Origin of the sequence: Gemmata palustris (assembly GCF_017939745.1) — a bacterium.
Lineage (GTDB): Bacteria > Planctomycetota > Planctomycetia > Gemmatales > Gemmataceae > Gemmata > Gemmata palustris.
Map to the genome: position 1 here is coordinate 2,681,480 of NZ_JAGKQQ010000001.1, position 25,987 is coordinate 2,707,466.

The window sequence follows — 25,987 nt, forward strand, 5'->3', positions numbered from 1 at the left end:
AATTGGACGCCATCCATGACACACGCACTTTCTCGCTTCGGTCTGGCCTCAGTTGCACTCCTTTGCGCGACAGCGCTCGCACCCGCGCAAATCAAGGAGCCGCCGCGAACCGAGAAAGTGAAGCTGGAAGTGCGGTACCGCATTCGTGCCGACCGCGACGAGCGCGTGCGCCAGTACCTGGACCTGCAAAAGTTCCTCACAAAACTCGGGTTCGAGGACGCACGCAAAAACGACCCCGACTACGACCTCGAAATCCTCGACCCCGGCGCGGAGCGCTTCACCGGTACGATCCCCAGCGCGAAGGTGCTGGAAGTTCTGAACAACCCGCGCGTCCAGAACATTCTCTTCGCACCGGACGGGTTCGTGCTCCCGGCCGAGGGCGACAAGCCGGTCGCGATCAAGCTCGGGCTGCGCAGCGACTACACCCACTCGATCCAAGAGCAGTTGCACCGGCAAACGGTCGCGCACCTCGCGAACCTCGGCTTCGTGGAAGCACTCGGCTACGACACGCGGGACTACACGCTCGTGCGCGGGGCGATTTCCGCCAAGAGTGTGCCGCTCCTGGTGCGTGACCTCCGGTACGAACCGAGCGGGTGGTTCGTGCCACTCGTTCGCACGGAGCAACTGCCCTCCCCGCTCCGGGACCGGAACCCGGTCCGGTGGGCCGAAGTGCTGCCGGTCACGGAATTCGCCGCGCCATTCGCACCGACCCCTGTTGTGCCGGCCCAACTCAGGTATTCAACCGACCTGCGCGCATTGGCTATCAACCCCGCAACGAAGGACGCACCGATCCGCGTCGAGGTGATCTTCCAGGACCGTGTCACCGACTTCGACGCCCTCAAGACACTGTTTGAAGGGCGATACTCGGGGTCTTCGATCGACGGTATCATCGGCAACATCGTCCACGTTCGGTTACACCGCGGGGCCTATATCGAACCGCTGTCCCAAGAACCCGGGATCTTGGGGGTGCGCTTGCCGCGCCAGGGCGCCGAGACGATCGCGAACACCGGGACCGGGAAGAGCACAACGGCCGCAGAAGCGATCAAGGCCGCGCGCATCGATGAGTTGCACAAACTCGGCTACACCGGTGCGGGCGTGAAGATCGTACTGATCGGCTCCGACTTCACCGGGGCGGACAAACTGATCGGTACCGAACTGCCGAAGCGAACGAAGATCATTGACCTCACGACCGAACTGTCGCCGGACCTGTTCCCGTTCAAGGCGGACCCGCTGCGCCAGGGAGCCGGGCTCGCCGCGGCGAAGGCCCTCGCTGCTGTCGCGCTGGACGTTGAGTTGGTTCTCGTCCGCATCGATCCCGGGTGCTTCTTCCACCTGAACTCGGTCATCCGTTTGTCTCGTGGGGACATCCAGTACACCGAAGCACTTCTCGTGCGCCTGAGCGAACTGTCGAACCGGACGAACATGTTCGACGCGGACCGCGCGAAGGCGGTCGCCACGTACAAGTCCGCGTACTCGGACCTGAGTGACAACGAGGTGGCTTTGGCCGCCCGAAAGAAGGCCAAAGCGGACCTGGAGGCGTTCATTCCGAAAGAGAAGGAACTGCTGGCGCTCACGAACCGGTTCAATGCGTACCAGAAAGACATCACGACGGGCCTCGCGGGTGCGCAGGTCATCGTGAACACGCTCGTGTGGGAATCGGGCTACCCGCTCGACGCGATCAGCGAGTTCGCGGGGATCGTGGACCGACTCGCGACCGACCTGCCGCCCCGCATCGTGAAGCCGCTCACCCCGCACAAGCCGCCACTCGTCTGGGTGCAGGCGGCGAGCGCTGCGGGCGCGTCCGTTTGGGGCGGGCCGTTCCTCGACGCCAACCGCGACGGGCTGATGGAGTTCGTTCCGCCGAAGACGAAGCTCCCCGCAGACAACTGGTCTCCTTCTCTAAACTTCCTGGGAACGCGCGCCGCGGACGGCGCGGTGGCGCCCGACCTCGCGGCCGGGACCAAGTTGCGGCTCGTGGTGCAATGGCGCGAACCGGCCGACCCGAGCTTCCCGGAAACGGACATCCCGGTCCACCCGCTCACCCTTCGTGTGCTGCGACAAATCGACCCCAACGGCGAAAAGCGCTCCAGCGACGAAATGGCCGAAGACGCGCGATCGGTCAGCGTGCCGAACGTCATCTACCGCACACCGACGTTCCTGGTGTTCGAGCAAATGCTGGAATTCACTGTGCCGGCGGCCGGACGTTACGCCCTCGCGTTGGAGTCCGCCGCGGTTCCCGAACCGCTCCTCCCGGCACTGCGACGCGAAGTCGAGGTGTTCCCGCGCATCGTAATTGAAACGCTCGGCACGAAAGCCAGCGACCCGAAGGCGGTGTTCCGCTCGTACACCGCGCCAACGGCGGGTGTTGGCACACCGGGCGATGCGCTCGGCGCCATCACCGTCGGCTCGGACGCGCCGGACGCACTCGTTGGCGGCGGAACGGGGCTCACGCTACGCGGTAAGCCCGATGTGCTCGGCCCGAACTCGCTCACCCTCGGTGCGCAGTCGGCGAGCGGCCCCGGCATCGCGACTGCGTTTGCTGGTGGTACCGCGGCACTTCTGGTACAGGCCCGTACTGCGGGTCCGAACGTGATCGCCGCAACGGGTCTCGAGCCGGGGAAGAAGCTGGAGATCCCGGAGAAGTGGTTGAAGGTTGTGCCGTCGATTGCTCGACGTCGCGAGTAATACCTTCATGCCTACTGCGGTCGGCCAGGTCTGCGAACCGGCCGACCGTGCCCTTTCACACAGTCAAGACAAGTACCACCAGTATCGGCCAATCGACGTACTTCGCGGCACGCGGATAGCGACGCGCGAACTCCGCGCCGGAGGCGAACTCTTGCACATTTGAGAGAGTGAATCCGGCGCGAATTGCCGCCATCACGAACGCTGCCACCGAGTGCGGAACGCTTCCGGGCACCACGAGTTCCCCGGAGTGCGGGTCGGTGAACCGTGCCTGAGTGCCGCGAAGGAACATCGCGGGGTGCATCGCCGAGATGATAGCCCGACCGCCCGGCTTTAGCACGCGACGCGCTTCGGCAAAGAAAGCGCCCAGGTCTCGCAGGTGCTCGAGAACCAACCCGCTGACAACGAGATCAAATTCGGTTGTAAATGGAAGCGGCGTGTGCAGATCGTGCGCGATGAAGGTAACAGCCTCCGCGCCCGGTTTTCGACGTGCTTCGGCCAACATGCCTTCGGAGAAGTCCACCGCGGTAACGCTCGCGCCACAGTTCGCGAGCCACACCGAGTGCCGCCCGGTACCGCACCCGAGATCGAGTGCCCGCAGCCCGCGCACGTCGCCCATTGCCGCGTGCATCACGGGTGCTTCGAGACCTTGCAACGGGTTGCCGTCGTGATCGTAGACCTCGGCCCAGCGATCGTATCCCGTCTGTACTGATGAAATCGCGTCCGTCATTGTGCGCCCTCCGAACCCTCGCTACCCTCCGATAAGCACCTCACCGTTTCCACCAGCAAGGAGATCGCCCCGGAAGCAGCGCACCGTTTCGACACCGAACACGGGCGAGAAGTTCGCTCCCATGCTTCGGAGGTGGTTGAGGTACAGCGGAAGGAAAGACGGCTTGTAATCGCACGAGAAACGGAACGACGGCGGCAAGAACAGTTGGCGTGCGGTGAGAATGGTGCCGCGTTTCATACCGGCGCCGCAGCGCTCGCCAACATCCCCGAGTAGCACGATGGTACCGGCAATCATCGATGCACCCGCGAACTCGCCGCACGTACCCTCGACGACGATCATCCCGCGGCGCATGAGTAACCCGAGTTCGTCACCGGCAGAACCGCGAACAAAGATGGTTCCGCCAGTCATTCCGCGGCGCGAACCGCGGTACGCAGCCCCCACTTGATCGCCCGCAGCGCCACGGACTTCGATTGTGCCTCCTCGCATCTCCGCGCCGAGCCAGTCAGCGGCCCCATCATCAAGAACCAACGAACCCCCGCTCATTTGCGCGCCCGCGTGCAGCCCGACCGGGCCTTCTGCGAATACGCTTCCGCTCTTCATACCGGCGCCGATGTGCTTCACGTTCCGCGTATCGCCCGCGAAGTGCAGATCCGCCAGTCGGTCCCGGTCCGGGGTGACCTCGAAGAACTCGCCGAGTCGTTCCGAACGGTTGCCGTGCTGAACCGGGAGATTTGCCACATCGAGCGGTGAAAGCCCTGCGACCCGTTCCGGGGTGATGCCCTCGAGTTCGAGCGGGATCGCCGAAGGTGCGCGGAGGGTGAGTTTGAACATGGAGAGTTCCGCACAACTTGGTGGGACAGACGAACCTCGCCGCTGATGAACGCAGATACGCGGATCAGAATCGGACCTTCTCTGCTCTTTGCATGAATCCGCGTTCCCTGTGTTCATCCGTGGCCGATTCGCGGTCCGTTACGGGAAGTTGGGGATCGAGAACACTTTGGTGCGATCGATAAACTCGAACGCCTTGAGTGCGGTCAACTTAAACGAGCCATCGGGCTGTTTACCGAACGTCGCCCGCATGTAAACGGGAATCGTTTTCCCATCGGCCTCGGCCTTGGCGATGAACCCGAGTTCGATCGTATTATCGTCTATCACTTTCACGTCATCACGGGAGAAGCCCGATACGGACACCGTTACACGGAACTGCCGGAGCAGCTCCCAAAATCCGGACTTCTTGAGTTCGTCCCGCGTGGCGACTTTCGTCTGATTCGCATCCGTCTGCACACTCACTTTGTCCGCGACCTGCTTGACGAATGCGTCCGGGTTCTTCGCGTTCGCGGCCGCACCCATTTCCGTGAGCCGGTGCACCGCCTCTTCGCGCGGGCTGTCGTACAGCCTGTCAATCAGGAACACGAGTAGCAGGAGAAGCACCGCGATCCCAAACGGTATCGCGGATTTGCGGTCCTGCCGCTTGGCCGCGATCGCGCCCGTCACAGCGAGTACGACCGCGAGGATGAGGTACAGAACGGGCGGGGGGTCACTGAGAATTGAGGGCATGATCTCACCGACAAAGGTCATAAGGGCGCGAGTCGTAAAGTCGGAGACCGAGAGGGCCGCGGGGCGACTTTACGACTCGCGCCCCGCGACTTACGACCGGCGCAGTTCCCACCCATAGACGGCGGCCGAGCCGAGCTGTTCCTCGATGCGGAGGAGTTGGTTGTATTTCGCGATGCGGTCGGTGCGGCTCGCCGACCCGGTCTTGATCTGCCCGCAGTTCGTCGCGACCGCGAGGTCCGCGATGGTCACGTCCTCGGTTTCGCCGCTGCGGTGGCTCATGATCGCGGTGAACTTGTTGCGCTTCGCCGTTTCCACCGCGTCGAGCGTTTCCGTCAGCGTGCCGATCTGGTTGACCTTCACCAGAATGCTGTTCCCGCAGCCCTCCGCGATCCCGCGCTTCAGCCGCTCGGTGTTCGTGACGAACAGGTCGTCGCCGACGAGTTGCACCTTCGCACCGAGCTTCGTGGTCAGCTTCTTCCAGCCGGCCCAGTCGTCTTCCGAGAGGCCGTCCTCGATCGAGATGATCGGGTACTTCGCGCACAACCCGGCCCACAGATCGATCATCTCGTCGGACGAAATGACCTTCTTCGGGTCGCTCTTGAAGAAGCAGTACCCTTCCTTCTTGTGTTGGTGCTTCGCTTCCTCGAAGAGTTCCGTGCAGGCCGCGTCCAGCGCGAACGCGATCTGCTCGCCGACCTTGTAGCCCGCCTTCTCGATCGCGGTGGAGATGGTCGCGAGCGCGTCGTCGGCGGACGGGATGTTCGGGGCGAACCCGCCCTCGTCGCCGACCGCGGTGTTCAGCCCCTTGTCGTGGAGCACTTTCTTCAGGCTGTGGAACACCTCCGCGCCCATGCGGAGCCCCTCGCGGAAGCTCTTCGCGCCAACGGGCACGATCATGAACTCCTGGAAGTCCACGGTGCTGTCGGCGTGCTTGCCGCCGTTGAGGATGTTCATCAGCGGCACGGGCAGCACGCACGCGCTCGTTCCCCCGACGTAGCGGTACAGTGGCTGGCCGAGTGCGTTCGCGGCGGCGTGGGCGGCGGCCATCGAGACGCCGAGAATGGCGTTCGCGCCGAGCTTGGCCTTGTTCGGGGTGCCGTCGAGTTCGAGCATCTTGCGGTCGAGCGCGGACTGGTCGTAAACCTTCATCCCGGTGACGGCCGGGGCGATGGTGTCGATCACGTTGCGCACCGCGGAGAGCGTGCCCTTGCCGAGGTAGCGCTTCTTGTCGCCGTCGCGCAGTTCGACCGCTTCGTGCGCGCCGGTGCTGGCCCCGCTCGGGACCGCCGCGCGCCCGAACGTGCCGCACGTGAGGTGAACTTCGACCTCGACGGTCGGGTTCCCGCGACTGTCCAGAATCTCGCGGGCCTTGAGAGCGCGAATGGTGCTCATTGGGGAGTCGTGTTTCGTGTTTGGTATTTCGTTCCGACACCGTTGAGCCGCGGTTCGAGCGAGAGCGCGGCGTCGCGGAGATGGGATACGACGGGATGGGCTTTGGTCAAGTGAGGTGCGGAGGGGAGGACGGTCGGTCGGCCCCGGCGGGAGCAAGTACGTCGGACGACTGGGACCGCGGGCGTCGTGCCTACGGGGGGTCGTCCTGGTGAGAATCAGTGCGCCGGAGCCGACCGGTCGGTGGCGGGAAGGTCCGGGACCGAGGTCGTCGGGGGCCGAGCACCCGATCCACCGGACACGGTTTCCGCGGGCGGATTCACAACAACAGGGGGCTGCCGGATCGCAACCCGCCGAAGCCATTCCCGCCAACCGGATCGCACACCGCCGGGCTGGGGACCGGGCGGCGTGTGAGCCCTCGCATCAGTCGTCTGCACCAGGTTGTGGGGCCGACGACCTCTGCACACCATTCATCGGCCCGCGAGAAACTGGTCTTGACACGGTTCTTGAGAATCCGCCCCGCAATCACCCGGCGCGGGCGACACCTTCGGTGGCGAAGCGCCGGAGCAGCCCGATATTCACCGCGTCCATCTCGGCGCCGTCTTCGTTTTTCTTCGGTGTTTCGAGAATCATGGGGCGGTCCAGGAACCGCGGATCGGTAACGAGTCGGCGAAACGCATCCGGCCCGATCTCACCTGATCCGATGCCCGCGTGCCGGTCCACGCGGCTACCCAGCGCCTTCGCGCTGTCGTTGACGTGAAACAGCTTCAGGTGCCCGAGGCCGACGAGTTCGTCGAATTGTTGGAACGTGGCCTGATAGTCTGAAGCCGACACGAGCGAGTAGCCCGCGGCGAACACGTGGCAGGTGTCGAAACACACGCCCATGCGGTCGGCACACGTCGCGCGCTGGAGGATCGCGGCGAGGTGCTCGAACCGGTGCCCGAGTGCGGTCCCCTGCCCCGCCGTCGTTTCGATCAGCACGCGCACCTTAAAACCGGCACAGCGAGCATGGACCTCCTCGTAGCCCGCAATCACGCGCTCCAGGCCTGCTTCTTCGCCGCTACCGGTATGCGCGCCGGGGTGCGTGACGAGGTACTCAAGTCCGAGCGCCTCCGCGCGGTCCATTTCGTCCACAAACGCTTCGACCGACTTCGCGTAAATTCCGTCGTCCGGTGACGCGAGGTTAATGAGGTACGAATCGTGGGCAGTCAGGTGCTTGAGGCGCGACGCGCCGGCCGACTGGCGGAATTGAGTGACGGCTTCCGGGGTGAGCGGCGCCGCGGTCCACTGGCTGGCATTTTTGGTGAAGATTTGGACGGTATCGCACCCGAGCGCGGACGCCGCCGAAATCGCGTTGTGCAATCCGCGGCTGATCGAAAGGTGAGCGCCAAAAAGCGGCACGGGTTCGTCCTCCCTGAAGTAAAGGGGAGATATTGTGCCGGACCGTGCGGAGATTTGCAGTGTCAGTTACGGAGAGGATTGCTACAAATTTTGGCCGGACCCGAAGTGCAATATGGAGCGGTTGTAACGATCCGAATGACGAGAGAGGTGCGAGGATGCGGTTCCACATCCCCGCTATCCGTTAGTCGAATCGAACTCGAGCCGGTACCGGCCGGTGACCACGACCTCATCGTGCTGCCAATCCGCGGTAATAACCTGGAGGAGCACCGCGAGCCCGGCCGTTCCCGCCACGTCCTCGAACGCCACGTACACGTATTTCGTCGGCGGCTTCACGGGACAGAACAGGGCCATTCCACCCGCGGACACGTCGCGACAAAAGCCCTTCATCGGCGGTTCCACTCGACCGTCCGATTGGAGCGGGTAGAGCGTCAGGGGGAACGTCGCGGGAACGCGCGGGTGTTTCCGCCGGTCCTGGACGTCGTTGAGCGTGCGCCGGATGCCGTCGATGAGTTTCACGATCGTCTTTTCGCCCGACTTCGCGAACTCCGGGGGCGGGTTCCCGAAGAACTTTCCGGTCACCGCGACTTCCCCGGTACCGCGCCCGGGGTCCGGTAGTTCCACGACTACCTGTAACCCCGAATCGGGCGGCTTGGGCTTCTTGCTCACGCTGCCGAACCACCCCGTCGGTGCGGCCACGGGCACGAGTTTGCGGAACTCCACACGCCCCTCGGTGCGCGAGTCCATCTCGACCCCGCCCTCCTCCCAGAGCAGGTCGAGTTTGACTTGAGCCACGCGCGGGTCGATGGTGGTGAGGAACCGGCACCCCCACGTGCCGTCGCTCTCGCGGCTCACCGCTCCCATCGCGGAATCCATCCCCGCCTCGGCTTCCGCCGCGCGCAACACCGCGTTGACCAAATGCGCGGGCGGGCGACCCGGCACCTGGGCGAACTTCCCTTGTAACCAGGCGACCGGCACAACCGAAAGAATCTGTTCGAGACACGCGCCGGCCGGTTGCGGTTTCGGCGCTCGTTCGGCGACGACAGGCGCGCGGGCCGGGGCCGGCGGAGGAGGCACCGTGCGCTGTGGGGGAACCGGCTGCGGGGCGGGAGTAACGAACGACGGCGTGCTGCGGTGAGTCGCTTGGTTCGCGTCACCGGTGCCGCGCGTAGGCGCGCCGGAGGCGCCGGGAGGCGCGGGCGCGGGCGCCGCCGGAACCGGGTTCGCAATCGGTCCCGAGCCGCGCGGCGATGGTGTGAGCAAACTCGCCATGAGCGACGTAACCGAGCGCGACGTGCCCCCGCTCAGCGCGTTCACGAAATCCGCACACGACGCGAACCGATCATCGGGCTTTTTCGCGAGCGCGGTCCCGATCACAGCACGGTCCGGCGGAGGGAGCCCGCTCAGGTCCGGCGGCGCGGACATGTGCTGGAGCATCATTTGCTGCACGCTGCGCCCGTTAAACGGGAACGTACCCGTGAGGAGTTCGTGGTACACGAGCGCGAGACTGTATTGGTCCGATCGGGTATGAACCTGCCCGCAGAGAACTTCGGGGGCCGCATAGCGCGGCGTGAGTCCGCGGTTTTCCTGGCGGTTCTTCCCCGTATCGAGCTTGCTCACGAGGCCGTAGTCACCGACCTGCACGTGCCCGGCCGTGAGAAAGAGGTTGGCCGGTTTCACGTCGAGGTGCTGGAGCCCGTACTTCGCGCCGATCACATCGAGTGCTTCGGCCGCTTCGCGCAAGTACCCCAGGAGTTCCGGGCGCGGGATGCCGGGGAGCCCCCCGGTTCGGCACTCGTCGTACCGGTCCCCGAGTTGCTTGTCGGCCAACTCCATGACCATCACCAACTCGTCACCGACCAGTTCGACGCGCTCGAGGGAAAGCAGAAACGGGTGGCGGATCGCTTTAACCTGCTGGAACGCATCGAGTTCCTGCCGGAGTTGCGTACTGGTGTTGGGCGCCCCGTCCGAATCACCGGCAACGAACTTGATCGCTTTGTGGAGCCCCCCGGGTGCTTCGCACTTCCATACCTCCCCGAACCCGCCGCGCCCCAAGGGTTCGAGCAGGACGTATCCGGGAAGCGGGGAGTACCCGGCCGATTTGGTATACACGGAGTGCGTACCACAGTCGGGGGCGGAAACAAGAGGCATGGGCGAACCCTATTACGGGAATGCAACCAATGAAGACCTTAGCTCGCGGGTTCGGGAGAGGTGCGCGAAATCGCCCGGCGCTCGAAAAAGTTAGCACCGGAATTCGGACGAGAAGTGAAAACGGCCCCGCTGCGGTTCGCGCCGAACAAAAGTGAATCGCGGCGCGAAACCGAACTGCCCCACGACAGAACGGTCTGCGTCTCGACGGATTTTTGCCGACGAACTCGGGAAGACGAAGCCCGAACCACTCTTCCGACGACCCGCCGGAGCATCGGGAGCGGGCTATTGAGGGCCAGCGCCGCCCCTTCCACCCGACGAATTCCCTACAGTCGAGCTATTCCGCGATCGCCTGCAAGCGCGAATCAATCGGCACCGGCAGGCCCGCCAAGAAATCAAAAGTGCGCCCGAATCTCGCCTCACCTTCAGGAGACAGGACGCGCCCCACCGGCCAAGTTAGAAGGTCGTCGGGCTGACCAATGACCCAGGGGAACGGGAACGGCAGGGCATTAAAGTACAGGTCGAGATAGCACCGCGCCAACTCGATCACTCGCGGGGCGGTGCGCGCCGGCCCGGACATGAATTCTTCCACAATGGTCGCGTATTCGTCCGGGGTTCTGGGATCACCAGTGAACCCCTTACCGGCGTAGTGGGCCATGCCCGCAACCACAACCGGCAGCCCCGAGGATGCCATCTCGAGGCCCGCCGTCGAACTGTGGACCAATCCAACGTGCGCCATGCTCATGAGCGCGTAGGTGTTGACCGGGTTGTCCGGAAGGATGAGCCGGACGTTCGGCGGGAGCGGTCCCGCACAGTGCTCCCGCACGGCGCTCTCGACCGATTCGTCCGGCTCCATGAGGCGCTCGGCGGGGTGGGCGCGGATCAGGAGCTGCCAGTCCGCGCGCCGGGCGAACAAGTCGATTGTCCGACGGATCCAGTCTGAGTGCGATTTGAACACGTCACTGCGGCCCAGCACGACGCTATCGTGTGCCACGTTCGCGCACAACAGGGCCACCCGCTTTTCGGGGTCGAGGCCGAACTGCTGCAGCAGTTCCTCAACCGGGGCGGGCCGGGTCGTTTGGCACCGGATGATGTACTCCGCCCAGTCGCCGCTCTTCCGGCCGGACAGAATGTGCCGGACGCGCAGGTCTCGTTTCGATGAATATTCGTGCGGCTCGTCGGCCCGCCACGCGGCGGCGTTGTCTTGGCACAGGACGGGCACCGTCTGCCCCGCGTGAATGAAGTTGCGGCGGTCGTGGATCTCCAGGGTGGCACACGGCAACCCAACGAGGCGGGCGAGCCGGTAGGCGGCCCCGAACTCCAGCACCCAGCCGCTGGGGGTAATCATCCCGTCGTACCGGTGCTCGGCCGCGAGCGCCGCGAGCGCCGTCATCGTGGCCAGGTTCCGAGCGAGTCGGAACTCGAAAGCGGCCCGGGCGGGGGTGCCCGGCGCGAGGTCGATTTCCTCACGCCGGGTGACGTACTGGGCATCGGTGTATGCGGACGCCTCGGCCTCGGCCCGCATCTCGGGCGTCGCGACCGCTGGTTGCACCCGAAGCAAGTTAATTACGCGGAATCGTGGGTGTGCCGTGGCGGGGCCGCTGGCCGTCAACCGTGCCCACTCGTCCGCGGAGACGGGCTTGTCCTCGATATCGGGGTATGGTGTCCACGCGAAATCGACGTGGCACCCTCGCCCCGCGAGTACGACGGCCGTAACGAGCGACAGGTCGGTCCACGCCGGCATCGTGCTGAAGAACAACACGCGCCGGGTCGGAGCGGGCGGGTTGGGGCCGAGCGCGGCATCGAGGTCGCGGAGCATTGTTTCGAGTTGCGCCCACCGCTCGCGCCACGGGTCCGCGGGCGGTTCGGGTACCTGTACGGGCGGCACCGGTGGGACACTCGCAGAGGGGATCGGGAGCCGCATCACAAACGGGTCCGCGGTAGGGGGCCGAGGGCGCCCGGTTCGGTCGCCGCTCCGCACACCCGTAAGAGCGGTGAACACTCTGCGGATAAAGCCGGTCATCATTCACGCGCTCCTCAATCTGCTACGGTGCCGTGGTCGCGTAGGTATCGCGGCCGGGCGCCCGAGTCAATGCAGCAACCGCATCCGACCCAGACCGCCCTTGCACCCGTCGCTGGGAATGGGGTATAGGCGTCCAAGCGCTAACTGTACTCGGAGCACCCGCAGGGAATGGCGATGCCAAATATTGTGGCGCTGGTCACTGCGCGGGGCGGGTCCAAGGGCGTCCCCGGTAAGAACTTGGCGGTCATCGCTGGCAAACCGCTCGTCGCGTGGTCGGTCGGGGCCGCGCTCGGCGCGAGTGCGGTGACCCGCGTTCTACTTTCGACTGATGATCCGCGGATCGCTGACGCGGGCCGCGCGGCCGGGGCCGAGGTGCCGTTCCTGCGCCCCCCCGGGCTCGCCCGCGACGACTCGTCCCTCCTGCCCGTCGTGCTCCACGCCCTCGATTGGCTGCGGGGCGACGGGGGGCACGAACCGGACGCCCTTCTGTTGCTCCAGCCGACGTCGCCGCTGCGCGACGCCCGGGACATCGACGACGCCGCTGGACTGTTATCGGCGACCGACGACGCGGTGGTCGGGGTGTGCCCGACGCACCACCACCCGCTGCTCGTGCAGCGGATCGCGAACGACGGCCGGTTGGAGCGCTACGTCCCCGCCGGGTCGGACTATCCGCGGCGCCAGGATCTGCCCCCCGCGTACGCGCTCAACGGCGCGATCTATCTGATCCGCCCCGCCGCGCTGCGCGAGCACGGAACATTCTTCCCGCCGCGCACGCGCGCCTACGTCATGCCGCCGGAACGGTCGCTGGACGTGGACGAACCGTGGGACCTGCACCTCGTCCGCCTGGTTATGGAGAACCCCGCGTGGCACCCACGACTCTCACGCTCGCCGGGCGCCCGGTCGGTTCTGGGCACCCCTGCTTCGTCATTGCGGAAGCCGGCGTGAACCACAACGGCGACGTCGACCGCGCGCACCGGCTCGTGGACGCCGCCGCCGGTGCCGGGGCCGACGCCGTCAAGTTCCAGACCTTCCGCGCCGACCGGCTCGCAAGCGCCGCGGCGCCAAAGGCCGCGTACCAGGCGGCCCGAACCGGGGCCGCGCAGTCGCAACTCGACATGCTCCGCGCGCTCGAACTCGCGCCGGAAGCCCACGCCGAACTGCAAGCCCACGCCCGCGACCGCGGCCTTGTGTTCCTGTCCACTCCGTTCGACGAAGAGAGTGCCGACCTGTTGGAAGCGCTCGACGTGCCGGCGTTCAAGGTGCCCTCGGGCGAACTGACCAACCTGCCGTTCCTCGCGCACCTGGCCCGCAAGGGTAAACCGCTGATCGTCTCCACCGGTATGGCCGGGCTCGGCGAAGTCGAGGCCGCGGTGCGGGAGATCGAAGCCAACGGCGCCCCGGGCCTCGTTTTGTTACACTGCGTCAGCAGCTACCCGGCACGGCCCGAGGACTCGAACCTGCGCGTGATGGCGACGCTCGCCGCCGCGTTCGGCGCACCCACGGGCTACTCGGACCACACGCTCGGAATCGCGGTCCCACTGGCGGCCGCGGCGCTGGGGGCGTGCGTCATCGAGAAGCACTTCACACTGGACCGGTCACTTCCCGGCCCCGACCACCAGGCATCGGCCGAACCCGCGGAACTCACCGCGCTCGTCGAGGGCGTCCGCACCATCGAGTCGGCGCTCGGCGACGGGCGCAAACGCGCGGTCGCGGCGGAAATCGACACGGCCGCAGTAGCGCGGCGGAGTTTGGTCGCGGCCGCGGACATCCCGGCCGGAGCGCCCCTGACCCCGGACCTGATCGCGCTGCGTCGACCGGGCACCGGGCTACCGCCGGCTCTACACCCGTTCCTGCTCGGCCGAAGGGCGACGACCGCCATTCCCGCCGGCACTCTCCTGCGGCTGGAGATGCTGACATGAGGGCGATCGGCGTGGTGACCGCGGCGCGCTCCGAGTACGGAATCTACAAACCGCTCCTGCGCAAACTGCGCGCCCGCCCCGACGCGGACCTGCGCCTGTTCGTGACGGGAATGCACCTCGCGCCCGAGTACGGACAAACGGTACGGCAGATCGAAGCGGACGGGTTCCCGATCGCGGAACGGATCGAGGCGCTCCTCGCGTCGGACGCGCCGGGCGGGATCGCGGCATCAATGGGGCTGGGCACGATCGGTTTCGCACAGGCGTTCGCGCGGAGGCGACCCGACATCCTCGTCGTACTCGGCGACCGGTTCGAGATGCACGCCGCCGCTCTCGCGGCCCTCCCGTTCAAACTGCCGGTCGCGCACATCCACGGCGGCGAGGTGACCGAAGGGGCCATTGACGACGCCCTGCGGCACTCGCTGACGAAGCTGGCGCACCTGCACTTCGTGGCCGCCGAGGTTTACGCCCGCCGCGTCGTTCAGCTCGGTGAGGAGCCGTGGCGCGTGACCGTGAGCGGCGCGCCGGCCCTGGACGACGTCGCGGCCGTCTCTCGCCCGTCCCCCGCGCAACTGGAAGCGCGCATCGGCCTGCCCCTTGAACCGGCCCCGCTGCTGGTCACGTTCCACCCCGTCACCCTGGAGTACGAGCGCACGGAGTGGCACGTGGGCGAACTGCTGGCCGCCCTGGACGCCGCCGAGCTCCCCGTCGTATTCACGCGCCCGAACGCCGACACACAGGGGCGGACCGTGGCCCGGCTCATCGAGGCGTTCGCCCGCACCCGCCCGTGGGCCGTACTCGCCGGGGACCTGGGCACCGAGGCGTACTTCGGGCTAATGGAGTGCGCCGCGGCGATGGTGGGGAACTCGTCGAGCGGACTGATCGAGGCGCCGTCGTTCAAGTTACCCGTCGTGAACATCGGGACGCGCCAGCGCGGTCGGCACCGCGCCGCGAACGTGATCGACGTCGGGTACGGGCGTGCCGAGGTGATCGACGGGATTCGCCGCGCCACGCGGCCCGACTTCCGAACGGTCGAACTCCGGCAACTCACCAACCCGTTCGACCGCGGCGGAGCGGCCGAGATCATTGCGGAGCGCCTGCTGAGCGCCCCGCTGGGCGACGAACTCGTGAAAAAGCGGTTTTACGACCTCCCGCCGGTGGAGGACGGCCCGTGCGACCGCGCTGCGTGATCTTCGGCGCGGGCGGCCACGCCCGTGTCCTGCTGGACCTGATCCTGGAAGCGGGCGCGGCCGAGCCGTGGGCACTTCTCGACCCGGACCGGGCGCGGTGGGGCGAAGAGGTGTACGGGGTTCGCGTCGTCGGGGGCGACGAGTGTTTGCCGCACCTCGCGGCCGACGGGGTCTCCCACTTCGTCGTCGGCGTCGGGTCCGTCGGCCGCGGATCGGCGCGGAAACGGCTGTACGAGATCGGCACCGCCTGCGGACTGGCGCCCCTGACTCTGATTCACCCGACGGCGGTCCGATCGAGCCGTGCGACCCTGGGGAGCGGGGCGCAGGTACTGCCCGCCGCAGTGGTGAACGCGGGCGCCCGCCTCGGCGAGAACGTGTTGGTCAACACTGCGGCGGTCGTCGAACACGATTGCACGGTCGGCAGCCACGTCCACGTCGCCACCGGGGCGCGGCTGGCCGGCGGGGTGCGCGTCGGGGACGCGGCCCACATCGGAGCGGGCGCGACGGTTCTGCAGGGGCGCGTGATCGGGGCCGGTGCGATTGTCGGTGCCGGCGCCACCGTCGTTCGTGACGTCGCACCGGGGGACGTGGTTGTCGGCGTTCCGGCCCGCGTGCTGCGCGCGGCGGGACCATCGGAGGAGAACCCGTGATTCGGATCATACCCCGCCTGGACATCAAGGGGCCGAACCTCGTGAAGGGGATTCGCCTCGAGGGGCTGCGCGTCCTCGGGCGCCCGGAACAGTTCGCCCGGCACTATTACGAGGCCGGGGCCGACGAGCTGCTTTACATGGACGCGGTGGCGAGCCTCTACGGGCGGAACAGCCTGCTCGACATCGTCTCCCGGACGGCACGGGAGGTCTTCATCCCGCTGACCGTCGGCGGCGGGCTACGGAGCCTGGACGACATCCGCGCCGTCCTCCGCGCCGGCGCGGACAAGGTTTCCCTCAACACCGCCGCCGTGCGCCGGCCGGAACTGGTCCGCGAGGCCGCCCGCGCCTTCGGCTCTTCGACCATTGTGATTTCCGTCGAAGCGATCCGCCAACCGGACGGGAGTTACCACGCCTACACCGATTGCGGGCGCGAAGAAACGGGCCTGGACGCGGTCGCCTGGGCGGTCCGCGCCGTCGAACTGGGCGCGGGCGAGGTACTCGTTACGTCGGTGGATCGTGAGGGGACCGGGAAGGGCTTCGACATGGAACTGACGCGCCGGATCGCGGAAGCGGTCCCGGTACCGGTGGTCGCGTCGGGCGGCGCGGGTTCGCCGGCCCACGTGAGCGCCGTCATCAACGGGGCCGGGGCGAGCGCGGTGTGCCTCGCGTCGCTGCTGCACTACCGCGCGGTCCGGGAACTCCCCCACCAGGAACAGGGCACGGAGGGGAACCTGGAGTTCCTCCGCCGCGGCGCCTCATCGGTCACAGGGGCGACGCTCGGCGCGGTGAAGGAGCACCTCGCCGAGCAGGGAATCGACTGCCGACACGTTCTGGTCTGATTCGCGAAAATGGCGCCTGTCACTCGAGCGAGGCGAACCCAGTATATACCGGGTGCCGGGGTCTTTGTTCACCCCGACGAGCCGTGCGGTCTTGCGGGCTCCGTCCCCTTCGGCCACGTGAGCCCGAACCGAAACCACTTTGTCGGCGGGCAACCGGGCCTCGAACAGAGGTGTGGCGCGCGGAGAACGGGGCCGTGCAGGTGAAGCACCGGAACACACGGCGCTTGATAGGTCCGTACAGGGCGCCTGGAGGCCCTCATTCCACCAAAGCTAACCCAACCGCACGCGAAGAATCTTTCGCCCCAATCGCACAACTAGCCCGTCACTGACCGGCACGCTCGCCTTCACATCGGCCGGTTTCGTGCGGTCGGGGCCGTAGTTGAACGCGCCCTCGTCAATCTTCCGGCGAGCTTCTCCTTTACTCGCCGCAAGCTTTGTTTCGGCGATCAGGTCAACGGCCAGCATCGCACCGTCCTTGATCTTGTCGGCAGGAACACGCACCTCGTCGATGTTAACAGGATCGATGTTCTTCGATGCGTTATCCCAGTCGATGCGAGTCGCAGACGTAACCTCTTCACCGTGGTAGAATCGCACGATGTCCATCGCCAGCGTTTTTTTAGCTTCCAGCGGTGACGCGAGGAGTCGGGTTACATCCTCATGCGACCGGTCCGTAAGCAGGGCGTACCACTCGGTGAGCAACTCATCGGGAATCCGCATCGTCTTGCCGAACATCTCCTTCGCAGGTTCGTTTAGCCCAATGTAGTTACCGACACTCTTGCCCATCTTCTTCTCGCCGTCGGTGCCGCGAAGAATCGGCATTGTGAGGCAAATCTGCGGTTCCTGACCGGACGCGCGCTGCAAGTCTCGCCCGACCATCAGGTTGTAGAGTTGCTCCGTGCCACCGAGTTCTACGTCGGCCCGTATCTCCACCGAGTCCCAGCCCTGCATGAGCGGGTACAGGCACTCGTGCAGGTAGATCGCGGTTCCTGCCTTGATGCGGTTCGTGAAGTCGTCGCGCTCGATCATCCGCTGCATCGTCGTGTGCCCGAGCAACTTCAGCATGTCGGCGAAGGTGAATTTCGTGAACCACTCGCCGTTGGGCCGCACCTCGGCCTTCGTCACGTCGATCACTTTCGCGATCTGCGTGAGGTAGGTCTGGGCGTTCTTGTCGATCTGCTCCGTCGTGAGCCCCTGGCGGCTCGCGTCGCGCCCGCTGGGGTCGCCCACGGCCGCCGTCGCGGTGCCGATGATGAGCACCGCGGTGTGGCCGAGTTCCTGAAACTGGCGCAACTTGCGCAGCGGAACGGTGTGCCCCAGGTGGACATCGAACCCGGTCGGATCAATGCCGTACTTGATGCGGAGCGGTTTCCCCGTTTCGCGGCTCTTTTCGAGCTTCTTTTTGAGTTCGGGCGCGGTCTCGGTTTGCGCAGCGCCGCGCAAAATGACCGCGAGCTGCTCATCAACCGGGGGGAACGCGGACATGGCAAACTCCGACAAGAGGATTCACCGCAGAGGGCGCAGAGGGCACGGAGAAAGACATCAAATTCCAAATTCCGCCCCTGAATGTCTTTCTCCGCGCCCTCTGTGCCCTCTGCGGTGAAACCGTCTTTATGTGAAGAACTGGAAGCGGCCGGTGGACTCGAAAGCATGAGGGATGTGCTGGATGGTGGGTTCGCGGGCGTGTTCCGGCCAAGCGATCACGAGCACATCGTACCGCACCGCGATCTTTCCTAGCAGCCGCCGACGGGCCAGGAAGCGCGACGTCGCCTCGGTGATCTTCCGCTGTTTGCGGAGGTCCACCGAGGCGGCGGTTTCGTTGATCGCGTGGGGCCGATCACTGGAGGTCGAGCGCACTTCGACGATCACGAGCGTTTCGCCGTCAATTGCGAGCAGGTCGAGTTCGCCGTCGCGGTCGGAAACGTTTGCCGCGAGGAGTCGGTACCCGAGCCCGCGAATGTAGCGTGCCGCGGCCCGCTCGCTGCGCCGGCCGAACCACCGTTTCCACCACCGCCAACGAGAGAAACCGCCGTGGGGCGGTTCCTCGTTCGTGCGTGTGGGGTCGGTGCCGGCCACGGTTTACTTCTTCTTGGCGGCCTCGGCTTCTTTGCGCTCGCGCTTCTTCTTGGCCGACTTGCTCTCGCCGCCCGCGGCGGTCGCTGCGGCTGCGGCCTCTTGAGCGGCCTTCGACGCGCTTTCCGCGGCCTGCTTCAAGGAGATGTCGATCTGCGCCTGGCGCTTCACGTCGTCGCGGATCTTGGTCGCCTTACCCACGCGGTCGCGGAGGTAGTACAACTTCGCCCGGCGCACCATGCCGGCCTTCTTCACCACGATCTTCGCGATGCGGGGCGAGTGGATCGCGAAGATGCGCTCGACGCCCTCGCCCTGCACCAACCGGCGCACGGTCATCGTCTCGCGGGCGCCGCCGTGGTTCAGGGAGATCACGTCGCCCTCGAACACCTGAACGCGCTCCTTGGCGCCGTCCAGGATCTTCTGGTGAACTTCGATCCGGTCGCCGACCTGGAACACGGGAACGTCGCTCTTAACGTTACCGCTTTCGACTATCTGCATGAGGGGCGAGAGCATAGCCCACCTTTACCTTTCCGCGGCGCGTGTCGCGCGCGTTTGAATCAACTCGGTTTATTTTGTGCGGCACCGGCTTCCCGTCCAGTGCTCTCGTTTCCACCGGTTTGCGGGCCAGCGTCACGAGGGGTACTGTCTTTGCGGCTCCGCAGTTCACTCTGCTCCCGCCGCCACTTCGCAACCGCTTGATGATTCCCGCTCAGGAGAATCTCCGGCACTTCCAGCCCGTTGTACACGCGCGGTCGCGTGTATTGCGGGTACTCGATCCGCCCGTCCTCGCTGTGCGACTCGTCCGCGGCACTTTGCTCATGACCGAGCACCCCGGGGATCAGCCGAATCACCGTGTCGATCAGCACCATCGCCGGGACTTCGCCGCCGTTGCACACGAAATCCCCGACGGAGATCTCCCACGGGTCCAGCAGACTTCGGATACGGTCATCGAACCCCTCGTACCGGCCGCACAGGAGCAGCAGGCGCGGCTCCGAGGCGAGTTTCTCGACGGTCCGCTGCGTGAGCCGCTCGCCAGCGGGCGTGAGCATCACCACCCGGCCGGGTGGTTCCGCTTTCGCCCGAACCGCGTTCACGCAGTCTATCACCGGCTGGGCCATGAGCACCATACCGGGACCACCACCGAAGGGCCGATCGTCCACCCGCTGGTGCTTGTCCTGGGTCCAGTCCCGCATGTTCCAGGCGTGAACCTGAACGAGCCCGGTCTGGATCGCGTCTTCGAGCAAGCTCTGGCGCACGTACCCGTCGAAAATGCCGGGGAACAGCGTCAGCACGTCGAAGCGAATCGTCCGATTCATGGGGCAATTCAGCCGGTGGGCGCGGTGGCTTCAGCGGCCTTCTTCGCGGCTTCTTCGGCGGCTTTCGCGGCGTTGGACGCTTCGATCTCTTCCCACTTCTTCATGAAGTTCTTGAAGATCGCTTCGCAGTGCTCGGACGCCTTCGCGCCCACGCTCTTCCAATATTTGATGCGTTCGGGAAGGAGCGTCACGCGGTCGCCCTTTTCCTTCACGTGCGGGTCGTAGGTGCCCAGTTCTTCGATCACCTTGCCGTCGCGCGGTTGGCGGTGGTCGATGGCGACGATGCGGTAATAGTGCCGGTGGGTCCGGCCCATCTGCTTCATTCGGATACGTACAGCCACTGCAAATCCCCTTCGATGCTCCAATTCGCGAGAGAAATGGAATGATATTGGACAGTCGAAAGTCGTAAAGTCCAAAGTCGTAAAGTCAAAGACCTCACGGCTTGGGCCTTTGACTTTACGACTTTGGACTTTACGACTTTCGACACTTATTTACGCTTCTTTTTCTTCTTCCGCTCGTCCGCGCGTTCCTTGGCACTTTTGCGGTGCCCGGTATCGCCCTTCAGCTTCATGCTGTCCATTCCGCCGGGCATGAACGCGCCCATTTTGCCCATGCCCGTGACCATCTTCAGCCGCTGCCACAGCGACATCGACGCCATCTGCTTCATGAGAACGCGAACCTGCGCGAACTGCTTGAGGAACTGGTTCACCTCGTGCGGTTCGACCCCGGCCCCCTTCGCGATGCGGCGCCGGCGCGGGGTGTCGATGATGTCCGGGTCGGCCTTCTCCTTCTTGGTCATCGAGTCGATCATGCCCTGAACGCGCTTCAGCGCGACTTCCGGGTCTTCGCCCTCGGGGATCATCTCGGACATGCCCGGCATGCGGCCGATCATGTCCTTCATGCCCATCTTGGCGATCTGCTCGAACTGCTTGCGGAAGTCGTCGAGGGTGAAGTTCCCCTTCTGAATCGCTTCCTGTTGCCGCTGGAGCTCCTCCTGCGACATCTCCTGCTGGATGCTCGCGATCTTCTCGACGATCCCCATCATGTCGCCCTGGCCGAGGATGCGCCCGGCCATGCGTTCGGGGACGAAGTCTTCGAGCTTATCAACCTTCTCGCCCATACCGACGAACTTGATCGGTACGCCGGTCACGCCCTTGATCGAGAGCGCGGCCCCGCCGCGTGCGTCGCCGTCGAGCTTGGTGAGGATGCACGCATTCAGTTCGAGGGCGTCGTTGAATGCCTTCGCGACGTTCGCCGCCTCCTGGCCGATCATCGCGTCCACGACGAGGTAGCACTCGTCCGGCTTCACCAGTTTGTCGATGCGCTGGAGCTCGGCCATCAGGTCCGCATCAATCTGGAGCCGGCCGGCGGTGTCCAGAATCACGATGTCGCAGAGCGTGCGTTTCGCTTCCGCGACCGCGTTGCGGCACACGTCCACGGGGGTCGTGGCTTCGCTGTAGACCGGCACGCCGATCTGCTCGCCGAGCGTCTTCAATTGCTCGACCGCACCGGGGCGCTGCAAGTCGGCCGCCGCGAGCATCGGCTTGCGGTTCTGGCCCTTCAGCGTCAGCGCGAGCTTCGCCGCGGTGGTCGTCTTACCCGACCCCTGCAGCCCGCAGAGCATCAGTACGACGGGCCGGTCGGACCGAAGGGGGATCTTGTGATCCACCGGCCCCATGAGGGCCACCAGCTCTTCGTACACGTTCTTGACGATCTGCTCGGACGGGTCCACCTTCGCGAGCACGTCCTGGCCGAGCGACTTGGCCTCGACGCGCGCGATGAAGTCGCTGGCCACGTTGAAGTTGACGTCGGCTTCGAGGAACGCCCGGCGCACCTCGCGCAACCCGTCCTTGACGTTCTCGGCGGTCAAGCGCCCGCGCCCCTTGAGCTTCTTGAGCGCCTCGCCGAGCGACTTCGTGATGCCTTCAAACATGCGCTACCGCCTGAACCGGGAAACGAAGCGTGCCGACGCGAAACCGCCAGATTACTTTAAGATAATGCCGAGTCGGGTTCAACGGGACCGAAAGCCGAGCGGTTCTCGCCGGGTATGGTTCACAAGAGTCGCCGCAGATAAACGGGAATAAACGCAAAATACACACAGGGCTTCCGCCCTGTGCTACGTCAGCCGGCCCCTCCGGGGCGAAGAGCCGAGCCTTCAATGCCATTCCGCCGCGGAGCGGCCGGCGTTCGTAGCACAGGGCGGAAGCCCTGTGTATTTTGCCAGCGTTCATCCGTAAGCGCTCTTGTTCCGCACGAATTCACAGGAGGCGTCATGCGATTGTTCTGGAGCCTTGTCGTAATTGCTACGAGCGCGGGCGCTGCCGGGGCGGAAGACTGGCCGCAGTGGTTGGGCACGAAGCGCGACGGCGTGTGGCGCGAAACCGGCTTGGTCGAGAAGTTCCCGAAGGGCGGGCCGAAAGAAGTCTGGAAGACCGAAATCGGCCTGGGATACGCCGGCCCCGCGGTCGCGAACGGCAAAGTGTTCCTCCTCGACCTCGTACCGGCCGCCGACGCCAAAGTGCCGGAGAGTGGGTTCGCCAAAGGTAAGGTGTCCGGTAAGGAGCGCGTGTTGTGCCTCGACGCGACCACCGGCAAGAAGGTGTGGGCGACCGACTACCCCACCGAGTACACGATCAGCTACGCCGCCGGCCCGCGCTGCACGCCCACCGTGGACGGCGACCTGGTTTACACGCTCGGCGCGATGGGCGACCTGAAGGCGCTCAGCGCTGCGGACGGCAAAGTGGTGTGGGCGAAGAATTTCATCAAGGATTACAAGGCATCGCTGCCCGTCTGGGGCTTCTCGTCACATCCGCTCGTTGACGGCGACAAGCTCATCTGTCTGGCCGGCGGGTCGGACGACCGGCTCGTGATCGCGTTCGACAAGAAGACCGGCAAGGAACTGTGGGCGTCGCAGAGCTGCCAGGGCGACTTCGGCTACAGCCCGCCGATGATCTACGAGTTCGGCGGGAAGCGCCAGCTCATCGTCTGGCACACGCGGGCCGTCCTCGGGCTGGACCTCGAAACCGGCAAGCGCCTCTGGCGCGTGGACTTCGACGTGCGGTACGCGCTCACCGCGCCGACGCCGCGCAAGGTCGGTGACGACAAGCTGTTCATCACCTCGTTCTACAACGGCTCGATGCTGCTGAAGGTGGGTGCAGACAAGGCCGACATCGTGTGGAAGAGCAAGGCGAAGGGCGAAACACCGGACCTCACCACCGACCTGAGTTCGATCATGGCGACGCCCGTCATCGTCGGCGATCACGTTTACGGTGTGTGCAGCTACGGGCAGTTGCGGTGCATCGAAACCAACACGGGCAAGCGCGTGTGGGAATCCATGCTCGCGACCCGCGGAAAGCGCACGCCCGAGAAGATCGCCGAGAACACCGAACCGGACGGCAAGGAGCGCTGGAGCCTCGCGTTCCTGATCCCGCAGGGCGACCGCTACTTCCTCTTCAACGAACAGGGCGACCTCATCATCGCGAAGCTGACCCCAAAGGGCTATGAGGAGATCGACCGCGCCCACATCATCGAGCCGACGAACGCGATGGCCGGCAACGGGCGCCTCGTGGTGTGGATGCACCCCGCGTTCGCCAACAAGTGCGTGTTCGCGCGCAACGACAAGGAACTCGTCTGCGTGCGCCTGGCGAAGTAGCCGCCCGGTGACGCAGGGCCGTTTAGTTCTCACGCAAATTCAATGCGGAAGGCCCGAATATCGGGACTGCCTGGCTGAAGAAGAACGACTTACGCGAGAACTAAACGGCCCTGCCCGGTGACGGATGTTCTTGACGATGCGAGAGCTAGGCGAGACAATCACCGCGCGAATTCAACACCCGAATCGTGTTGCCTCGCGCGGTACGAATTTGCGATTCAGCAGTTCGGTCGCAGAAGCCTCGCGCCCGGGGAAATCATGTCCGGTGATCCCTTTGCTGGTTTGTCCGACACGTTCCAAGACCGGAAGCAGCGCGACGTCCGGGTCCGCAAACAAAAGTGGATCGCGTTCTGGGTGGCCCTCGGGGTAGCAGTTTTGGTCGCCGTTGCCGCGGGGCTCGGGGGCGCGTTCGGCGGTTGGGCCACTGAGCGCGACGCGGGCATCGCGCTCGACCGTATTGCGGGCGGGGTATTTTGCGGTCTCGTGGGCGGCGTGTTCTTCTTCACCGCCGCGCTGTGGTATTTGATGCGCCAATCGGTCTTCAACGATTCCCGCGAAGATCGCACAGACGAACACGCGGGGGCCATTCTGTTTTGGTCGACAATAGCAGGTACGGTCTTGCTCGGTATAGCGGGCGCAACTCTCGGTCTCACTGCGAGAGGAGCGGCCAGGTATGAGGTAATGGGATGCGCGGGGGCCGCAACGTTTCTCGCACTCGTCCCGGTCTTCATGCTGAGAAACGTCGTGAATCGAAGGAGCCGTACTGGTTCCAGCGCAACTCCTTACCGGGCACGCAGTTGATCGGGATCGGAACGAGACTGACACCCGATTCACCAAATCGTTGAAGGAATCGCGGCGCGCCGGGGCAGTACATCTCGCGGGTTGCAACCGGGGACCAACATGACCGCGACGCGATCTCTGTCCGCTTCGCTCCAGCAGCTCAATCGAGCCCTCCACGCCGACGAACTCGCTGATCTCTCCGACGCGGAGCTGGTCGGGCGGTTCGTCGAGCGCCGGGACGAGTGCGCGTTCGCCGCGCTCGTGCGGCGGTACGGGTTCATGGTGCTCGGTGTGTGCCGGCGCGTTCTGCGACACGAGCAAGACGCCGAGGATGCGTTCCAGGCCACGTTCCTCGTGTTCGCACGCGACGCGGCCGGCCTCCATCGCACCGGTGCGGTCGGGAACTGGCTGTACGGCGTCGCCCACAACGTCGCCCGAAAAGCGCGAGCCGCGCGCGTCCGACGCCACCAAAAGGAACAAACGGCCGCGACGCACCAACGGCCCGATACGCCCCCGGTGATCGCGGACGATCTGAAAGACGTTCTGGACGGCGAACTCGGCGCCCTGCCCGACAAGTACCGCGCGCCGATCGTGCTTTGTGACCTGCTGGGCCTGACGACCCAACAAGCCGCGGTCGAGGTGGGGTGCCCACCAAAGACACTCGGCACGCGGTTGAGTCGCGCACGTTTGCTCTTGGCTCGAAGGCTCACGCGGCGCGGAGTCGCGCTCACCGCGGGCACGCTTCCCGTGGCACTAATGCCACATGCGTCGGGTTCGGTTCCGGTCCGGTTGCTCGATCGCGCTGTCACCACAGCGACCCGCTCAGCGACCGTCACCCCGTCGGTCGCGGCCCTCACCACAGGAGTCTCGACCGTCATGGCTTACAAGTCACTCAAGTTCGCGTTGCTCGCGTGCGGCCTCGTTGCCGTCGGCGGACTGTTCACGGCCCCGGTGATCCAGCACCTCCACGCGGCACACGCACCCAAGAAGGCGGCGGTCGCGAGTACGCAATCACAGACGCAAACCGGGAGCGCACCGGCAAAGCCCCCCGCAGACATCCATCGCGAACTGCACCAGTTCTTCATGCGCCTCGTTCACGGCGAGTTCTTCACGGTTTCCGCTGAAGAAAAGAAAGACGACAAGCCCCAGGCGCTCTCCGGCGCGTGGGTCAAGAAGGACGGTGAACTGCGCATCACGTTCGAGAAAACGGAACTGAAGATTTCCCCGCACGGCAAGGACGATCTCATCCTGATCCTGTGCGCGTACACCGTCAAAGATGGGTTAGTAAAAGCCAGGATCACCGGGTTCGAGGGCACGGCCGAAGCCAAGAAAGCGGCCGCCGAGAAGCTACCGGTCGGCACCGACTTCACCTTCAAATGGACCGCCAAGAACGGCACGGCCACCGTCGCCGAAGTGAAAGGTGAGAAGGTCGAAATGCTCGCCTCACACCTCGAAGGCGAGTTCGAGGCGAAGAAGTAAACGCAAATCAACCACGCCCGACCGGAACAAGCGCTCCCGGTCGAGCAGGTTCGTTGACGTGCGCTCAGTCGAACGTGATTACTTCTCCGCCGGCCCGAGTAACAAACAGCAACACCGCTCGCTCTTCCGCCCCCTTCAGCCGCCAGTCGAGCGAGGGCGCGGCGGCACACC

Annotated in this window: 21 protein-coding genes and 1 pseudogene; 8 read left to right on the forward strand and 14 right to left on the reverse strand. The window is 65.3% G+C overall.

The window, feature by feature from the left end:
- The first annotated feature begins 15 nt into the window (after positions 1 to 15).
- Positions 16 to 2,685 (forward strand): hypothetical protein, encoded by a 2,670-nt coding sequence (locus J8F10_RS10940; protein ID WP_210653859.1) that lies wholly within the window; start codon positions 16 to 18, stop codon positions 2,683 to 2,685.
- A gap of 55 nt (positions 2,686 to 2,740) precedes the next feature.
- On the opposite strand, the gene J8F10_RS10945 is transcribed toward J8F10_RS10940, so the two are convergent.
- From J8F10_RS10945 to J8F10_RS10975, 7 genes are all read right to left on the reverse strand, one after another.
- Entirely contained in the window at positions 2,741 to 3,412 is a 672-nt protein-coding gene (locus tag J8F10_RS10945; RefSeq protein WP_210653860.1) for a class I SAM-dependent methyltransferase, read from the reverse strand.
- A 21-nt stretch (positions 3,413 to 3,433) separates the two neighbouring features.
- On the reverse strand, positions 3,434 to 4,243 hold the full coding sequence (locus J8F10_RS10950) for a formylmethanofuran dehydrogenase subunit C (RefSeq protein WP_210653861.1): 810 nt from the start codon (positions 4,241 to 4,243) through the stop codon (positions 3,434 to 3,436).
- Between the two features lie 138 nt (positions 4,244 to 4,381).
- Positions 4,382 to 4,969: a hypothetical protein gene (locus tag J8F10_RS10955; protein WP_210653862.1), complete on the reverse strand. Its 588-nt coding sequence runs from the start codon at positions 4,967 to 4,969 to the stop codon at positions 4,382 to 4,384.
- Positions 4,970 to 5,059: 90 nt separating this feature from the next.
- Complete coding sequence (gene eno, locus J8F10_RS10960) at positions 5,060 to 6,361, reverse strand: phosphopyruvate hydratase (RefSeq protein ID WP_210653863.1); 1,302 nt, start codon at positions 6,359 to 6,361, stop codon at positions 5,060 to 5,062.
- A 522-nt stretch (positions 6,362 to 6,883) separates the two neighbouring features.
- A complete protein-coding gene (locus J8F10_RS10965) occupies positions 6,884 to 7,759 on the reverse strand; it encodes a deoxyribonuclease IV (RefSeq protein ID WP_210653864.1) in 876 nt (291 codons plus the stop codon).
- Positions 7,760 to 7,933: 174 nt separating this feature from the next.
- On the reverse strand, positions 7,934 to 9,907 hold the full coding sequence (locus J8F10_RS10970; RefSeq protein ID WP_210653865.1) for a serine/threonine-protein kinase: 1,974 nt from the start codon (positions 9,905 to 9,907) through the stop codon (positions 7,934 to 7,936).
- Positions 9,908 to 10,241: 334 nt separating this feature from the next.
- Complete coding sequence (locus J8F10_RS10975; RefSeq protein WP_210653866.1) at positions 10,242 to 11,930, reverse strand: glycosyltransferase; 1,689 nt, start codon at positions 11,928 to 11,930, stop codon at positions 10,242 to 10,244.
- A 171-nt stretch (positions 11,931 to 12,101) separates the two neighbouring features.
- On the opposite strand from J8F10_RS10975, the gene J8F10_RS10980 reads away from it, so the two are divergent.
- Genes J8F10_RS10980 through hisF form a run of 5 tightly spaced genes read left to right on the forward strand, consistent with a single transcriptional unit; the run spans position 12,102 to position 16,522 of the window.
- The gene (locus J8F10_RS10980) at positions 12,102 to 12,872 is read left to right on the forward strand and encodes an acylneuraminate cytidylyltransferase family protein (protein WP_210653867.1); all 771 of its coding nucleotides are present in this window, start codon (positions 12,102 to 12,104) and stop codon (positions 12,870 to 12,872) included.
- A complete protein-coding gene (neuB, locus tag J8F10_RS10985; RefSeq protein WP_210653868.1) occupies positions 12,791 to 13,846 on the forward strand; it encodes an N-acetylneuraminate synthase in 1,056 nt (351 codons plus the stop codon). The genes J8F10_RS10980 and neuB overlap by 82 nt, the downstream gene beginning before the upstream one ends.
- Positions 13,843 to 15,033 (forward strand): UDP-N-acetylglucosamine 2-epimerase, encoded by a 1,191-nt coding sequence (neuC, locus tag J8F10_RS10990; RefSeq protein ID WP_210653869.1) that lies wholly within the window; start codon positions 13,843 to 13,845, stop codon positions 15,031 to 15,033. Before neuB ends, neuC begins: the two co-directional genes overlap by 4 nt.
- Positions 15,015 to 15,683: a NeuD/PglB/VioB family sugar acetyltransferase gene (locus J8F10_RS10995; protein ID WP_210653870.1), complete on the forward strand. Its 669-nt coding sequence runs from the start codon at positions 15,015 to 15,017 to the stop codon at positions 15,681 to 15,683. The genes neuC and J8F10_RS10995 overlap by 19 nt, the downstream gene beginning before the upstream one ends.
- Entirely contained in the window at positions 15,680 to 16,522 is an 843-nt protein-coding gene (gene hisF / locus J8F10_RS11000; protein WP_210653871.1) for an imidazole glycerol phosphate synthase subunit HisF, read from the forward strand. Before J8F10_RS10995 ends, hisF begins: the two co-directional genes overlap by 4 nt.
- 270 nt (positions 16,523 to 16,792) lie before the next feature.
- Here hisF and tyrS read toward each other — a convergent pair whose 3' ends face one another.
- The 6 genes and pseudogenes from tyrS to ffh all read right to left on the reverse strand — a co-directional run bounded on the left by tyrS (position 16,793) and on the right by ffh (position 21,841).
- Positions 16,793 to 18,004 carry a tyrosine--tRNA ligase gene (gene tyrS, locus J8F10_RS11005; RefSeq protein WP_210653872.1) on the reverse strand — a complete coding sequence of 404 codons (1,212 nt, stop codon included), beginning with the start codon at positions 18,002 to 18,004 and terminating at the stop codon, positions 16,793 to 16,795.
- Between the two features lie 126 nt (positions 18,005 to 18,130).
- Complete coding sequence (locus tag J8F10_RS11010) at positions 18,131 to 18,595, reverse strand: YraN family protein (RefSeq protein WP_210653873.1); 465 nt, start codon at positions 18,593 to 18,595, stop codon at positions 18,131 to 18,133.
- Positions 18,596 to 18,766: 171 nt separating this feature from the next.
- Positions 18,767 to 19,105: pseudogene (gene rplS / locus J8F10_RS11015) on the reverse strand (50S ribosomal protein L19); the annotation flags it as partial.
- Positions 19,106 to 19,149: 44 nt separating this feature from the next.
- Positions 19,150 to 19,896, reverse strand: a complete 747-nt coding sequence (trmD, locus tag J8F10_RS11020) for a tRNA (guanosine(37)-N1)-methyltransferase TrmD (protein WP_390891136.1) — start codon at positions 19,894 to 19,896, stop codon at positions 19,150 to 19,152.
- Positions 19,897 to 19,916: 20 nt separating this feature from the next.
- The gene (gene rpsP / locus J8F10_RS11025) at positions 19,917 to 20,249 is read right to left on the reverse strand and encodes a 30S ribosomal protein S16 (RefSeq protein WP_315854104.1); all 333 of its coding nucleotides are present in this window, start codon (positions 20,247 to 20,249) and stop codon (positions 19,917 to 19,919) included.
- 146 nt (positions 20,250 to 20,395) lie between these two features.
- Positions 20,396 to 21,841: a signal recognition particle protein gene (gene ffh / locus J8F10_RS11030; RefSeq protein ID WP_210653876.1), complete on the reverse strand. Its 1,446-nt coding sequence runs from the start codon at positions 21,839 to 21,841 to the stop codon at positions 20,396 to 20,398.
- A gap of 339 nt (positions 21,842 to 22,180) precedes the next feature.
- Here ffh and J8F10_RS11035 point away from each other — a divergent pair, with 339 nt between their 5' ends.
- Positions 22,181 to 23,560, forward strand: a complete 1,380-nt coding sequence (locus tag J8F10_RS11035) for a PQQ-binding-like beta-propeller repeat protein (RefSeq protein WP_210653877.1) — start codon at positions 22,181 to 22,183, stop codon at positions 23,558 to 23,560.
- A 171-nt stretch (positions 23,561 to 23,731) separates the two neighbouring features.
- Here the strand turns inward: J8F10_RS11035 and J8F10_RS11040 are convergent, their stop codons facing one another.
- Positions 23,732 to 24,133 carry a hypothetical protein gene (locus tag J8F10_RS11040; protein ID WP_210653878.1) on the reverse strand — a complete coding sequence of 134 codons (402 nt, stop codon included), beginning with the start codon at positions 24,131 to 24,133 and terminating at the stop codon, positions 23,732 to 23,734.
- Positions 24,134 to 24,457: 324 nt separating this feature from the next.
- Between J8F10_RS11040 and J8F10_RS11045 the strand changes: the two genes are divergently transcribed.
- Complete coding sequence (locus J8F10_RS11045; RefSeq protein WP_210653879.1) at positions 24,458 to 25,816, forward strand: RNA polymerase sigma factor; 1,359 nt, start codon at positions 24,458 to 24,460, stop codon at positions 25,814 to 25,816.
- Positions 25,817 to 25,987 lie beyond the last annotated feature (171 nt).